The organism is Akkermansia muciniphila ATCC BAA-835, from assembly GCF_000020225.1.
Taxonomy (GTDB): domain Bacteria; phylum Verrucomicrobiota; class Verrucomicrobiia; order Verrucomicrobiales; family Akkermansiaceae; genus Akkermansia; species Akkermansia muciniphila.
Genome location: NC_010655.1, coordinates 2,494,608 through 2,506,926 on the forward strand (window position 1 = coordinate 2,494,608; position 12,319 = coordinate 2,506,926).

The following is a 12,319-nucleotide window of genomic DNA, read 5'->3' on the forward strand; positions in this document are numbered from 1 at the left end:
CATGAGAAAACACGGGGCAAAGGCATGCATTCCCCGGCAAATTGCCCTGCCGCCGTCCCGGAACGTGAATCCGGCTTCTTCCGCAATCCTCTGCCCGGAAGTCCTCCGGAAAAATTTGCTCCTTCCAGGAAACGCGGACAAGCCTGGAAATGCATTTTTTTCACCCTCTTTTTTCACAATAGGGGTCAGGTTAAAAATAACAACAGACTTGCATTTCAGACCTTTTCCGGTACGCTTCCGGCATGAGCCGCACCCTGAGAATAGAATACCCCGGAGCAGTCTATCACGTGCAGAGCGAGGGCAACCGCGGAGATGCCATTTACCTGGATGACGAAGACAGGGAAACCTTTTTGCGAACGTTTCAGGAGGCAGCCCGCAGAAGCGGCTGGACTGTGTACGCCTACGCCCTGATGGCCAATCACTACCACATTCTTTTCCAAACCGCGCGCGCCAACCTGGTGGATGGCATGAAATGGCTCCAGACTGCCTATACCCAGCGTTTTAACGCACGCCACCGAATGCGGGGTCATCTGTTTGCGGGCAGATACCACTCCATGGTGGTGGAAGCGGATAACGCCCACTATTTTTCAACCATCATTGACTACATCCACCTGAATCCGGCCCGGTCCGGCTTGGCGCGACGCCACACGTTCCTTTCCGGCTGCAAATGGACGAGCCTGCCCGCGTGGCTGGCCTCTCCCGCCAAAAGGCCCAAATGGATTCATCCGGAACGCGGCCTCGTCTGCTTCGGCTGCGACGACACGGAAGACGGCCGCCAAAAATACCTCAACCATCTGATGGGCCGTTTTGAAGCGGAACGCATGGATGAACGCTCCCTGCTGCCCGCCGGCCACGTTGGCCCCGGCACCGTCCAGCGGGGCTGGTGCTATGGCTCCAGCGCCTTCCGTGCCAGGCTGGTGGGGGAACTTCCCCGTCTGGCGCGCAGAAAGCCCGTCACGACGGGCATGCGAGCGTCGGAAATTGGGGAGTACCAGGCGGAAATTATTGTAAAAAACGGTCTGAAGGCCTTCGGCCTCTCGGAGGAGGAGCTGCTTGTCACGCCTTACAGCCACCCGTCCAAGCTCATCATCGCCCTGGCCGTCCGGCAAAGCACGCTGGTACCGTATGCCTGGATCAGCAACCGGCTGCACATGGGCATTCCCAAATCCATGGGAACCTTGCTCCACCGGGCAAAAAAAATGGCGGAAACGGATTTGAAAACGAGGGCGTGGATCGAGCGCCTGAGCTCCTGACCTCCGTTCCTCCCACGGAATAATTTGGAAAAACTTTCCTCCCGACACAAGGATGCGCCGGGCATGAAACCGTCCTCCCGCGGCAGGAAGCACTCAAGGTTAGCCCCTTCTCCGGCGCATCATCATGCAGGCCAGCCCAAGTAATCCCACGGATGCCGCAGCCGGTTCCGGAACTACTGAAAAAGCCATGGAGGCAATTCCGGCCTTCTGCCACCAATGCGGAAATCAAGATGGCTCCCACCCACCTGACCAGGTCAGCTTGTTGTTTGTAACATTCCATCTCTGCCGCCTTGGCTGTTCCTGATAATTTTTTCCTTTGTCACCCATTCTTCATGGACACCGGATTCAAAATCCGCCTTACGGAAACAGGAACCCGAATAACCGCATACAAACTCCATGTCCCGGCATCCGGAATACGCAGTTCTGGCAAGCATCAATCAGCAAGAATAGGGTCAGTTTACAAATCACAACATATAAACATATTTTCTATTTTCTTACTGACCCCTGAAGTCCGCCAGGGAAAAAAATGATTGCCAGTCCGCTTCGCGGAATGATAAACGGAAGGCGCGTGCGAAAAACTGCGCGTAAAGCGTCAACCCAAATACAACAACAGAAAAGATGGCACAGACATATTCCCAGCGCGTGCTCGACTTGGTTAAGGCCAAGCATAGCCACGAAAAAGAATTCATCCAGGCCGTTCAGGAAGTGCTCAGCACGATCGAACCGGTTTTGGCCGCGAATTCCAAGTATGAAGACCACGCGATTCTGGAACGGATCGTGGAACCGGAAAGAACCATCCTGTTCCGCGTGCCGTGGATCGATGACCAGGGCAAGGTTCAGGTGAACCGCGGATACCGTGTGGAATTCAACAGCGCCATCGGACCATACAAGGGCGGCCTCCGCTTCCATCCCAGCGTCAACCTCGGCATCCTGAAGTTTCTGGGTTTTGAACAGGTTTTCAAAAACTCCCTCACCACCCTCCCCATGGGCGGCGGCAAGGGCGGTTCCGACTTCGACCCCAAGGGCAAGAGCGATAATGAAGTGATGCGCTTCTGCCAGAGTTTCATGACGGAGCTTCAGCGCCACATCGGCGCGGATACGGACGTTCCCGCGGGGGACATCGGCGTGGGCGGCCGTGAAATCGGCTACCTGTTCGGACAATACAAGAGAATCCGCAACGAATTCACCGGCGTTCTCACCGGCAAGAGCCTGAACTGGGGCGGCTCCCTCATCCGCCCGGAAGCCACCGGCTACGGTTGCGTATACTTCGCCCAGAACATGCTCGCCACCCGCAACGACGACTTGCAGGGCAAAGTCTGCCTGGTGTCCGGTTCCGGCAATGTGGCCCAGTACACCGTGGAAAAACTTAACGAACTGGGCGCGAAAGCGGTCACGATGTCCGACTCCAACGGCTATATTTACGATCCGGACGGCATTTCCCCGGAAAAGCTGGCCTGGGTCATGGAACTCAAGAACAAGCGCCGCGGACGCATTGCGGAATACGTGAAGCAATTCCCGAAAGCCCAGTACTTTGAAGGCCAGCGTCCCTGGAGCGTTCCGTGCGACTGCGCCTTCCCCTCCGCCACGCAGAATGAAATCAACGGGGAAGACGCCCGCACCCTCATCAAGAACGGCTGCACCCTGGTAGCGGAAGGCGCCAACATGCCTACGGATCTGGAAGGCATTGAAACCTACCTGGCCGCCAAAATCCTGTACGGCCCGGCCAAGGCCGCCAATGCCGGCGGTGTGGCCACCTCCGGCCTGGAAATGTCCCAGAACAGCCAGCGCCTCTCCTGGACGCGTGAAGAAGTGGACCACAAGCTGAAGACCATCATGGCCAACATCCACGCAAACGCCGTGGCCCACGCCCGTGAATACTCCTCCGACAAATCCTTCACCAACTACGTCACCGGCGCCAACATCGCCGGCTTCGTGAAAGTGGCGGATTCCATGATCGACCAGGGGGTAGTCTGACCCCGGCCGACATACTTGCTGCCAATGTAAAACACACCAGAAGCGCCGGGTTCGCCCGGCGCTTCTCTTTTCTGCGGAAACGTCTCCACTCCGGAAGTTCCTTTTTCCTGTATGAGCCAGACATGACGGCGGAAGGACTTCAAAAGCCTCCCGGCAACCCTCAGGACTTTTTCCCGGCTGCAGGGACTTTGTCTGCTGCACCACGGCAGTCTCCGGGTATGCACCCTCCGAGTTGGACTGGGCGGTCAAAAACGAGCCAGATGACCTGTCTCCGGAATTTGAAGGGCCATTCTCTTCCCCTTCTTCATGTTCCTGCATCAAGAACCGGAAAAACGCTTCCCCGGCTCCGATTTTTAAAAGGCACTGTTATTCATTTAACAGGCGGCAGACGGCCTGAGCCGCATGTTCCGCCGCCCCTCCCTGCCCCAACTTGTCGGAGGCCTGTTTCATTTCCTCCAGCAGGACATCCCTGTTTTCCGGAACAAGCAGGCGTTCTATTTCATCAATCACCTTGTCCGGTGTAAAATCAAACTGAACCAGCTCCTTCACCACGGGTTTCTGCGCCAGGATATTCACCATGCCGATGAAGCGTATTTTGATGAGCATGCGGGCCATCCAGTACGTCAGCAGGGGAACCTTGTACACCAGCATGTACGGCAGACGGTGCAAGGCGGCTTCCATCGTGGCGGTGCCGGAAGCCACAATTCCCACGGCGGCGCGGTCCATCAGCTCATGATATTTTCCCACCGCAATGTGGAACAGTTCCGGAGGCATGCCGGCCTTCCGCACCATGCCGCGCATTCTTTCCGCCAGAGCCTCCGTGGAAGCGGCGGTTTCAAAAGACAGTTCCGGACGTTCCCGGGAAAGGCGGTTCACTACCTCTATAAATACCGGGAAATGCCTGTCAATTTCACGGTTCCGGCTGCCGGGAAAAAGACCGACCAGTGACGGATCCCGGACGCCCTCCTTACGGATGGAAGCAATTTCATCTACCAGGGGATGCCCCACAAACTCCGTTCTCAGTCCGGCTTCCTGGAACAAGGGAGCCTCAAAAGGGAAGATGCACATCATCAAATCCAGCATGCGCACCATCTTGGGAATGCGCCCGCGATGCCATGCCCACACCTGCGGGGAGATAAAATAAACGATTCTGGTGCGGGGGCAGCACTTGCGGACCCTCTCCGCCAGCCGCAGATTAAACCCCGGATAATCAATCAAAACAAGGCAATCCGGCTGGTCCTGCCGTATCCTTTCCAGAATGGAGAGAAAACGCCTTCTGAACCATCCGTATTTTTTGAGCACCTCCACCACGCCGATAACGGCGGCTTCATCCGCCCAGTCTTCCACGCCGGGACATAACGCGTGCATGCCCTGGCCGCCCAACCCTGCGACCTCCATGCCGGGCATCAGGCGCAGCAGATTCTTCAACAGCAGGGCGCCATGAATGTCCCCGCTCTTTTCGCCTGCTATAATATAAAGCTTCATCACTATCTGCATCGGCGCACGCCGGACGCCTCCCTACCTTACCAGCCCCGTTCCCGGGACGCAATAAAAGACTTTCCTTTCAAGGATTTTAATGCAAGATACGCGCCGTTATGCATGAGTTGATCTCACTTTGGATGTCCTGGGTGCAGGACTGGGGATATGCGGGTGTCATCGTCCTGATGGCCATGGAAAGCTCCATCTTTCCCGTTCCCAGCGAAGTGGTCATCCCGCCCGCGGCCATCCTGTCCGCCCAGGAAGGAGCATCCATGAGCTTCTGGGGAGTGGTGGCTGCCGGAACGTTCGGCTCCTGGCTGGGTTCTGCCATAACCTATGCCGTGGCCCGAATCGTGGGCCGCCCGGTCATCATGCGCTGGGGCAAATTCTTTTTCATGCCGCCCCACAAGGTGGAAAAAGCGGAAATCTTCCTTCAGCGGTACGAAGTTTCCGGTGTCTTCTTCGCCCGCCTTCTGCCCGTCATCCGCCACCTCATTTCCATTCCCGCCGGCATTGTCCGCATGGGATTCGGCATTTTCTCCCTGGTCACCGTGCTCGGCTCGTTTGCCTGGTGTACGGTGCTCGCCTGGTACGGGCACCGCATCGGGGAACGGCATCCGGAATTGCTCAAATCTCCGGAGGAGCTGATCCGCACCGTCAAGAGCGAAAGTCTCCCCCTTATTCTGGCCGTGCTGGTTCTGGCCGTCTGTTACATACTCATGCTTCGTCTGACGGACCGCAACAAGCCGGAAAAAGCCGCAGCGGACACGTCCGCAGAAAAAGAGCAGTAACCCCCCCTTTTTCCCATGATCCCTTCCAAGGAAGACCGGGCAGCCCGGGCGCTGGAGTATTTCCACCAGGGATATAATTGTTCCCAATCCGTTTTTGCTGCTTTTGCAGATGTCTGCGGCCTGACGGAAGAAACGGCCCTGAAACTGTCCTCTCCCCTGGGGGCAGGCATTGGACGCATGCGGGAGGTATGCGGCGCTTTTTGCGGAATGAGCATGCTGGCGGGGAGCCTGTACGGAAACAGTTCCCCGGAAACTGGAGAAAAGGAAAAAATCTTTTCCCTGGTCCAATCCCTGGCCGCCTCCTTCAAACAGGAATTCGGCACTCTTTACTGCCGGGAACTGCTGGGGCTGTCTCCGGAGAGCCTGGCAGCGGAAACGGCGCGCCCCGGAGAAAGGACTGCCGCCTATTACGCCTCCCGCCCCTGTGAACGCTGCATTGCCTTCTGCGCCCGCTGCGCGGCCGAGCTGGAAGCAAAAGCCCGGCATCATGAAAATACCCGGCCCCCTTTGCAGGGGAACCGGGCGCTTTAACCATACGCAAGGCGCCGTCAATGAGAGGCGGAACTGCTGCATGCGCCGTCCGGGCAGGACGCCTTCAGCTTGTCTATCTTTTCATTCGTTTCCCCCATCCCCTCGTCATAAAAGCCCTGCTCGTCAGGGGCCAGCACCTGGAGGAGGCGGAGAAATTCGCCCGCGTGTTCCTTTTCCTCATTGGAAATATCCAGCAGAACTTCCTGGGCCAGCTTATGGTCTATGGATTCTGCAAGCTGGGTATAAAGCTGGATAGCTTCATATTCCGCTGCAATCATGAACCGGATGGCTCTCACCAATTCGCCATGGGTGAGTTTCCGGTTTTCCTTTAATCCGCTAAATGCATTTGTAAATTCAGGCATGCAGATATGACCCAGACTGCAATGAATACATTCAAAATGTTCCTGTCATATATTTTCAGCGACATTCTTTGAATTTTTATTCATAACCAATGGTCTAAGAAGGCCAGTATCATCCCGAATACGGATGAAGCACGGGGTTTCACTTATACTGCTCGCTTTTACAATACATTCCCGCCACTGGCACGTAATAAGGAAAAGAGATACCGCAAGACCGGAACAGAAAAACGCCCGGCTTCACCTGAAGAAAACCGGACGTTTTACAGCAAAGGATGAAAAGCACCGTCAATGGGCGGCGGAACTGCTGCATGCGCCGTCCGGGCAGGACGCCTTCAGCTTGTCAATCTTTTCATTGGTTTCCCCCATCCCCTCGTCATAAAAGCCCTGCTCGTCAGGGGCCAGCACCTGGAGGAGGCGGAGAAATTCGCCCGCGTGTTCCTTTTCCTCATTGGAAATATCCCAAAGCACCTCTTGAGCCAGCTTGTCATCAATGGAGGCGGCAAGCTGGGTATAAAGCTGGATGGATTCATATTCCGCTGCGATCATAAACCGGATGGCTCTCACCAATTCGTCATGGGTGAGTTTCCGATCCTCCTTTAGGCCGCTAAATGCATTCGTAAATTCAGGCATGCAGATGGGACCTGATACGTAACCCATTCATTCAATATGCTTTGTCATAACTTTTATACGATGGTGGCCTTAAAGCAGTCCAGCGAACAAATTTCCAGCCTCTCTTGCCGGAACAAAAAAAGAGCGCCGGATTCTCGTCCGCCGCTCCTGTTAATCAAGCTCCTCTCCGGAGCACCTGCCTTACTTGCCTTCCGCAGTCTTGGGTGCGTATTTCTTGAAAAATTCAACGTACTGGGCGGGAGTACGGCCGGGAACATAACCCGTGCGGCCCAGCTCCTTGCCATCCGCATCCACCACCACCATGGCCGGCACGCCGGTAATGTTATACGTCTTGGCTTCCTTGGACTTGCTGAAATCCGAACTGCCGAACTCAAATTTGACGCCAATGGCCACGCCGTCCATGCCTTGTTTGAAGTCCTTTTTGGAAAGGATTTCTTTCTCCAGCTTAACACAAAAGCCGCACCAGGACGTTCCCGTGAAAAGAAGAACAATGGGAAGGCCGGTTTCCTCCGCCTGCTTTTGAGCGCTTTTCAGGCTCTTGCCCCAGCGGAATTTCACTTTCGCCGCCTTGGCAGCCTTGGCTGCGGCTTCCTTGTCCGTGGGAACGCTTTGAGCCATGGAAATGCCGGAAACGCTGAACCCCAGCACAGTACACAATGCAAAAATAAAATGTCTGTTCATCATACTCTGTGAAACGTTCCTCTCAGACTAGCAGAAATACTTTGTATAGGAAGAGAAATCAGTGTCTTTTTCCTCGAAGGAACTCTTCCGTCCCCCGTCCCCAAAATGAGGCGTTCTCAAAAAAAGTATTGCTCTTTCCTCCTTAATCGGGTAATAATCCGCCCGCACTTACAAATGCGCGGTTAGCTCAGTGGTAGAGCAACACCTTGACATGGTGGAGGTCGTAGGTTCAAATCCTATACCGCGTACCATTTTTCTTAAAACCCCGTTCCTTTCCGGACGGGGTTTTTCATTGCCTCCCTCCAGTCAATAGACATAGCATCAGCCTTCCCCCGTAACAGGCTCAATTGAAAAATGCCGGCATAAAGAGACGGTTAATGCAGAAGTTTGCGCTGATAAGAAAAAATACCGGATATCTCCCTCTTTACTCACTTACAGTGAAAGATATGATGAGCATTTAACCTCATTAGTCTCCCATACAGGGAAAAATGTTTTTCCAACTTTTTTTGAACACAAGCCCCTTCCCGGGACGCTAATGGTAGGAGGGCAGCTTAAGGCCCCAGCCCTTACCCCCTCCTTCCCTGATGAAACAATGACTATTAAAAGCCCGGCGGAAAGCATTCCGCCGGGCTTGCTTTTTATGAGACTCCGCCGGTTAAAACGTCCGGGAAATTAACGGGTAGTCAAACGATCATATAACTCATTGGCATATTTATGATTGGGATGGTTCACATTCATATACGCCTCATAAAGAGGATGGGATGGATCCGATTCCATCCGCATGGCTTCCTCCGCAGGGGAAGGCGCCGCATTTCCTGTATGATGGAGAGGAGCTTCATCAAGCAGGCGTGATGCCTGGTACAACAGGCGGATTGCATCCGGATTGGAACCGAGTCCCGGATTATCCAGTAAAGCATCCGCATCCACCCCTGTTTCAGAGGCAAGCCGCCGAAGAACGGCGGCAGCCCTGCCCATGTTGCGTTCATAATTGGCGCCCCATTCCTGCTGAAGGGATTGTTCCGCCTGCATTTCCATCTCCATCCGGGCATCTTCCATGTGCTCACGGGCCTCGTCATATGCCTGGGCCATTGTCTCCTGAAGAGCATTCATTGCCTCCGGCGGTACTCCGTAACGATAGGCCGTGCGGGCCATACGCTCTGCCAGCCCGGCATTCCATTCGCTTTCCGGCGTGGATTCAGGACGTTCCAGACGGTATTCTTCCTCCGACTCCGGCAATCCGGCCAGCCGGCGGAACCGCGCCATCTGTTCTTCATTCTCCACACCGGGATAACGTCGCAGGCGTTCCAGCTCCGCGTAACTCTTCGCCAGAGCCTCCGGCGTCTTAAACTTGGAAAGAGATTTCTCCATCCCTTTCAACTCATCAAACCGGGCGTACCAATCCGGAGCAAAACCTCCGTCCTCACCCAGAAGGGGAGGAAAAGGTTCAGTTTGAACTGCGGTTTCGGACAGCGCGTCCGTCTCCGGGGAAACGGCCCCGGAACCCACCGCATCCCTGAAAGGAGCGGCCATGCTGTTATCAATGGAATCAATCATTTTTCTCTTCTTCTGTGGTTTCTTTAATGGCTAATTGGAGCTGGCGGCGGATGTACAGAAAGATCTCCCTGTAGGCATCCCTTCTCATGGCGTCCAGAGGATCGTAATTCCCCGGACTTCCTTGAAAAACGGGCAAATCAGTCTGGAAACGGGCTTCCAGAAAGGAAAGAGTCTCACGCCCGTCCGGGGTGTCAAACACCCGGAGAAGCTGGCGCCTTTTGAAACGGGCCTCCCGGACGGAGGCCTCCTGCTGCAATGTCGTATCCTGGTTCATTTCTGAATCGCGGTTAACTGGTCAAGCAAGGGATTGAGGGAAGCATAAGGATCCTCTTCCGCCGGAGCCAGGGAGGCTCCCTGCTGGAGGTCCTCCCGTTCCTTCCGCATGGCACGGACATCGGCCCAGGGCCTCAGCATGCTCTCCGGGGCACCGTCCACACGGGCGGACAGGCGGAAACAGTGGTCCCAGTCCACATGATCCGCCAAATCCGGGGCAGCCTGCATCATCATATTCAGCCGCTGAAGGCTGCGGTCCATCCCTTCACTCTGCAAGCGCCTGAGCACCAGGGCAATCTTTGACTGATAGACAACCCTGGGTTCTCCCACGGCAACGGAGCCGTCCCTCCCTACCCTCAATACCGCACGGGGTGGCCTGGGAAACTTGCCCATCCGGAACAGCAGGGAAAAAATGCGTGTCATTGTGGAATACAGATCACTCACAAACAGCGTGAAGGAAGGAGAAAACATCAAGACGCGCTCATTCTCCCGCGCCATGACCTCCGTGGCAGTCATATTGCCGCGGTGCCCGCTCCAAAGCTCCAGCATGGGCAGATAATAGGCACGGCGTATCGCATCCTGCTTCTGTGCCAGACGGTCCATCCCAACATCATACTTGCCCTGCGTAGCCCATTCCCGGGGAAGGTGAAGGGAAGCGGCCTCCGGGGTAATGACGGTCCTGCCGCCGGCCCGCAAATCCACTTCCCCAATCTGGTTGGCGAGCTCCAGAATACGGGGAAAGGCGGCCACCTCGCCAAGAGTGTCCAGAATACGGTTCAGGAACTGCACCTGCTGGATGGCGGGAAACACCAGCCTGCCGGGAGCCAGACCGTACGGGCCGCTGCCCCACTTCAAAAAGCGGGTTACCAGATAAGGGAACTCCATGTATCCCCCTTCCTCCACGATCACCTGGTCGTCCAGAGACAGGTAAACGCTTTCAAACGGCATGTGGGAGGCCTGCTCCCTGCGGCGGCTGCGCCGGGTGCGCGGGCGCACCACATGCAGAAACCTCAGAGTTGTGGCATACGGATTGCCTCCGCGCTCCAGAACTTCCCGAGCCTTGGGCCCCAGAGCTTTCACCCCGAACATGGAGCGTGCCTGATGAGCCGTGTAGGTAAACTCCCTGACGTAGGTATCCACCCGGCCTTCCGCATTCTCCGCACAGGCGAACTGTCCGCACGGAATATTGGTAAACAACAGCCTTCCGTCCGAGGATGTGCCCGTAAACAGGCTTCCGGTCCCCAAAGCCACCCGGTCCAGAAAACACTCATGAATCTCCGTATAAAAATTGGAAACGGACAATTCTTTCAGGGCAATTTCCGAACACTGGTTATACCAGGCCTCCGCCTCGTCGCCTCCCCGGTCATCCGGAGCCGACCACTTGAACCATACGTCATGGCTGGGCGTAATATAGGACATATGGCCGCTGGCCAGCTTCTGGCATGCCTCCACGGCAGTAGTATCCGTCATGCGGTCCATGGCGTCCCTGTTGGGTAGGGAAACCTCCCCTTCCCGATTCAGGCGGCGAGGCAGCACGTAATCCCTCAGACGGTCCCACCACGTTTCCCATGGCGCGCGCTGGGCGGCCAGGGACTTGTACACGGAATTCAATTCCGCAGTTCTTTCTTCCATGGCAGCGCCTATCCCAGAGTTTTCCTAAGCAGAGTCCGCGGATTAACCTCCCCCTGCCCGGAGGAAGAATGACGGCGCGCCAGAATGGTGGAAATCATTCCCTGCCTCTGCCGTTCCCGGGCCTGATAATCTTCCCCTACTTCTTGTTCCACGCTCTCCGCCTTGACCGGGATGGTCTGCTCTGGAGCAGAAGCGGAAGGTGTGGACGGTTTCATAAATCCCATAATTTCTTTTGCTTTCTATTCATGGTTGATACTGATTCCCCTTCCCTTCTGCCGGATATAAGGCTCCAGAGGATGCCGGACGCCCGCCTCACAGACAATCCATGCGGCGGGAGCGTTCTTTTCCCATGGAAGGAAAGGGAGCTCTCTCCACCTGCCCGAACAATCCGGGCAAGTGCTTGCATTTATCAAATAAACAAATCGGCAAAAAATGCACCTGAGGAAAAACCGGACGCATACATGCCATTGGTGGCATCAAAGAGGTCGCCTCCAAACGTGATGCATTCCGCATCCGTTTCCTCCAAAACATAGGGCGCTATGATCAATGAATCCTTACTTCAGCCGGATACGCCATCCGCGCTGGACATCTGCAACGCGGCCCTCTCCAAAATAGGGGAGGCACCTCTGGACGCGCTGATTGCCAATGAATCCACGGCATCCCGCCTTTGCGTTCTTCATTACCATCCGGCCCGCAGGGAAACCCTTTGCATGGCGCGCTGGACATTCGCCGCCACGCAAACCACTCTGGACTCCGTTTCCGCACAGGCGCCCAATTCCCTGACCCCCTATCAATTCACGCTGCCCGCAGACTGCCTGCGCGTGCTGGATGTGGAATGCTCGGAATGGAAAATGCAGGGACGCCGCATTCATGCTTCCTGCGCCCCGCTGCCCCTAAGCTACATTGCCGATATTGAAAACACCGACCAATTCGATCCCCTCTTCATGGACGCACTGGCCACCCGGCTGGCAGAAAAACTGGCCATGCCCCTGACGGGCAACCAAAGCCTGCGCCAGAATCTTAACCAGGAATTCCATAAAATCATTCTTCCGCAGGCGGCTACCGTCAATGCGGTGCAGTGCTTTTCCAATGATTCCCACCCGCTGCTGGATTTGCTGAGAAAAACCAAATCGCCCTCTTGCACGGAAGAATGTGAATAACA

General features: G+C 55.6%; 13 protein-coding genes and 1 tRNA gene. 6 read left to right on the forward strand and 8 right to left on the reverse strand.

What is annotated here, in order from left to right:
* Nucleotides 1-242 precede the first annotated feature (242 nt).
* Both AMUC_RS12215 and gdhA read left to right on the forward strand, forming a co-directional pair.
* Nucleotides 243-1,253, forward strand: coding sequence for a transposase (locus AMUC_RS12215; RefSeq protein ID WP_012421074.1), 1,011 nt, complete (start codon nucleotides 243-245; stop codon nucleotides 1,251-1,253).
* 618 nt (nucleotides 1,254-1,871) lie between these two features.
* A complete protein-coding gene (gene gdhA, locus AMUC_RS10950; RefSeq protein ID WP_012421075.1) occupies nucleotides 1,872-3,227 on the forward strand; it encodes an NADP-specific glutamate dehydrogenase in 1,356 nt (451 codons plus the stop codon).
* A gap of 366 nt (nucleotides 3,228-3,593) precedes the next feature.
* Here gdhA and lpxB read toward each other — a convergent pair whose 3' ends face one another.
* On the reverse strand, nucleotides 3,594-4,712 hold the full coding sequence (gene lpxB, locus AMUC_RS10955) for a lipid-A-disaccharide synthase (protein WP_042448415.1): 1,119 nt from the start codon (nucleotides 4,710-4,712) through the stop codon (nucleotides 3,594-3,596).
* A gap of 110 nt (nucleotides 4,713-4,822) precedes the next feature.
* On the opposite strand from lpxB, the gene AMUC_RS10960 reads away from it, so the two are divergent.
* Nucleotides 4,823-5,497 carry a DedA family protein gene (locus AMUC_RS10960; RefSeq protein ID WP_031931484.1) on the forward strand — a complete coding sequence of 225 codons (675 nt, stop codon included), beginning with the start codon at nucleotides 4,823-4,825 and terminating at the stop codon, nucleotides 5,495-5,497.
* Nucleotides 5,498-5,512: 15 nt separating this feature from the next.
* Nucleotides 5,513-6,028: a C-GCAxxG-C-C family protein gene (locus AMUC_RS10965; RefSeq protein WP_012421078.1), complete on the forward strand. Its 516-nt coding sequence runs from the start codon at nucleotides 5,513-5,515 to the stop codon at nucleotides 6,026-6,028.
* A 17-nt stretch (nucleotides 6,029-6,045) separates the two neighbouring features.
* Here AMUC_RS10965 and AMUC_RS10970 read toward each other — a convergent pair whose 3' ends face one another.
* The 3 genes from AMUC_RS10970 to AMUC_RS10980 all read right to left on the reverse strand — a co-directional run bounded on the left by AMUC_RS10970 (nucleotide 6,046) and on the right by AMUC_RS10980 (nucleotide 7,701).
* Nucleotides 6,046-6,390 carry a ferritin family protein gene (locus tag AMUC_RS10970; RefSeq protein WP_012421079.1) on the reverse strand — a complete coding sequence of 115 codons (345 nt, stop codon included), beginning with the start codon at nucleotides 6,388-6,390 and terminating at the stop codon, nucleotides 6,046-6,048.
* 282 nt (nucleotides 6,391-6,672) lie between these two features.
* On the reverse strand, nucleotides 6,673-7,017 hold the full coding sequence (locus AMUC_RS10975; RefSeq protein WP_042448418.1) for a ferritin family protein: 345 nt from the start codon (nucleotides 7,015-7,017) through the stop codon (nucleotides 6,673-6,675).
* Between the two features lie 180 nt (nucleotides 7,018-7,197).
* Nucleotides 7,198-7,701, reverse strand: coding sequence for a thioredoxin family protein (locus AMUC_RS10980; RefSeq protein WP_012421081.1), 504 nt, complete (start codon nucleotides 7,699-7,701; stop codon nucleotides 7,198-7,200).
* Nucleotides 7,702-7,874: 173 nt separating this feature from the next.
* Here AMUC_RS10980 and AMUC_RS10985 point away from each other — a divergent pair.
* Nucleotides 7,875-7,949, forward strand: a tRNA-Val gene (locus AMUC_RS10985).
* Nucleotides 7,950-8,370: 421 nt separating this feature from the next.
* On the opposite strand, the gene AMUC_RS10990 is transcribed toward AMUC_RS10985, so the two are convergent.
* From AMUC_RS10990 to AMUC_RS11005, 4 genes are read right to left on the reverse strand one after another with little or no spacing between them, the layout of a single operon-like run.
* Entirely contained in the window at nucleotides 8,371-9,252 is an 882-nt protein-coding gene (locus tag AMUC_RS10990; protein WP_012421082.1) for a hypothetical protein, read from the reverse strand.
* Nucleotides 9,245-9,526 carry a Bbp19 family protein gene (locus AMUC_RS10995; protein WP_012421083.1) on the reverse strand — a complete coding sequence of 94 codons (282 nt, stop codon included), beginning with the start codon at nucleotides 9,524-9,526 and terminating at the stop codon, nucleotides 9,245-9,247. Before AMUC_RS10995 ends, AMUC_RS10990 begins: the two co-directional genes overlap by 8 nt.
* Nucleotides 9,523-11,157, reverse strand: coding sequence for a portal protein (locus tag AMUC_RS11000; protein ID WP_012421084.1), 1,635 nt, complete (start codon nucleotides 11,155-11,157; stop codon nucleotides 9,523-9,525). Before AMUC_RS11000 ends, AMUC_RS10995 begins: the two co-directional genes overlap by 4 nt.
* Before the next feature lie 8 nt (nucleotides 11,158-11,165).
* The gene (locus AMUC_RS11005) at nucleotides 11,166-11,372 is read right to left on the reverse strand and encodes a hypothetical protein (RefSeq protein WP_143245884.1); all 207 of its coding nucleotides are present in this window, start codon (nucleotides 11,370-11,372) and stop codon (nucleotides 11,166-11,168) included.
* Nucleotides 11,373-11,696: 324 nt separating this feature from the next.
* Here AMUC_RS11005 and AMUC_RS11010 point away from each other — a divergent pair, with 324 nt between their 5' ends.
* Nucleotides 11,697-12,317: a phage connector family protein gene (locus tag AMUC_RS11010; RefSeq protein WP_012421086.1), complete on the forward strand. Its 621-nt coding sequence runs from the start codon at nucleotides 11,697-11,699 to the stop codon at nucleotides 12,315-12,317.
* Nucleotides 12,318-12,319 lie beyond the last annotated feature (2 nt).

Excerpts from the sequence above, each read along its gene's own strand:
- AMUC_RS12215 (WP_012421074.1), top strand. The coding sequence starts at position 243 with ATGAGCCGCACCCTGAGAATAGAATACCCCGGAGCAGTCTATCACGTG.
- gdhA (WP_012421075.1), top strand. The coding sequence starts at position 1,872 with ATGGCACAGACATATTCCCAGCGCGTGCTCGACTTGGTTAAGGCCAAG.
- lpxB (WP_042448415.1), bottom strand. The coding sequence starts at position 4,712 with ATGAAGCTTTATATTATAGCAGGCGAAAAGAGCGGGGACATTCATGGC.
- AMUC_RS10960 (WP_031931484.1), top strand. The coding sequence starts at position 4,823 with ATGCATGAGTTGATCTCACTTTGGATGTCCTGGGTGCAGGACTGGGGA.
- AMUC_RS10965 (WP_012421078.1), top strand. The coding sequence starts at position 5,513 with ATGATCCCTTCCAAGGAAGACCGGGCAGCCCGGGCGCTGGAGTATTTC.
- AMUC_RS10970 (WP_012421079.1), bottom strand. The coding sequence starts at position 6,390 with ATGCCTGAATTTACAAATGCATTTAGCGGATTAAAGGAAAACCGGAAA.
- AMUC_RS10975 (WP_042448418.1), bottom strand. The coding sequence starts at position 7,017 with ATGCCTGAATTTACGAATGCATTTAGCGGCCTAAAGGAGGATCGGAAA.
- AMUC_RS10980 (WP_012421081.1), bottom strand. The coding sequence starts at position 7,701 with ATGATGAACAGACATTTTATTTTTGCATTGTGTACTGTGCTGGGGTTC.
- AMUC_RS10990 (WP_012421082.1), bottom strand. The coding sequence starts at position 9,252 with ATGATTGATTCCATTGATAACAGCATGGCCGCTCCTTTCAGGGATGCG.
- AMUC_RS10995 (WP_012421083.1), bottom strand. The coding sequence starts at position 9,526 with ATGAACCAGGATACGACATTGCAGCAGGAGGCCTCCGTCCGGGAGGCC.
- AMUC_RS11000 (WP_012421084.1), bottom strand. The coding sequence starts at position 11,157 with ATGGAAGAAAGAACTGCGGAATTGAATTCCGTGTACAAGTCCCTGGCC.
- AMUC_RS11005 (WP_143245884.1), bottom strand. The coding sequence starts at position 11,372 with ATGAAACCGTCCACACCTTCCGCTTCTGCTCCAGAGCAGACCATCCCG.
- AMUC_RS11010 (WP_012421086.1), top strand. The coding sequence starts at position 11,697 with ATGATCAATGAATCCTTACTTCAGCCGGATACGCCATCCGCGCTGGAC.